This window comes from Pseudoalteromonas sp. SIMBA_162 (assembly GCF_046535955.1).
Classification (GTDB): domain Bacteria; phylum Pseudomonadota; class Gammaproteobacteria; order Enterobacterales; family Alteromonadaceae; genus Pseudoalteromonas; species Pseudoalteromonas marina.
Map to the genome: position 1 here is coordinate 1 of NZ_JAWJBQ010000810.1, position 252 is coordinate 252.

The window sequence follows — 252 nt, forward strand, 5'->3', positions numbered from 1 at the left end:
GATCTGGGACTGACTCAACGGCGAAGCACTGCCTGAGATCACCAGCACCTGGTCGGCCGGTTCCAGAGGGACGGCCAGCGACGCTCGTGCCGGAAACACCCCAGCGGTACGCCAGTATTGTGTGAGGCCATACTCCACTCCGGATGAACCGACGATGAAAAGCGGAGCCGCCGCCGACGAGCGCTCGGTCAACACTTGGCCAGCGGTGGTCATATGTGACTCATGAGTGCCATCAAACAACACTGCATCGTG

The 252-nt window shown here is 60.7% G+C and carries 1 protein-coding gene; it reads right to left on the bottom strand.

What is annotated here, in order from left to right; translation table 11 throughout:
* Positions 1–213: hypothetical protein (locus R0J88_RS21930; protein ID WP_410901167.1), on the bottom strand; the 213-nt coding region annotated here is incomplete at its 3' end.
* Between the last annotated feature and the right edge of the window lie 39 nt (positions 214–252).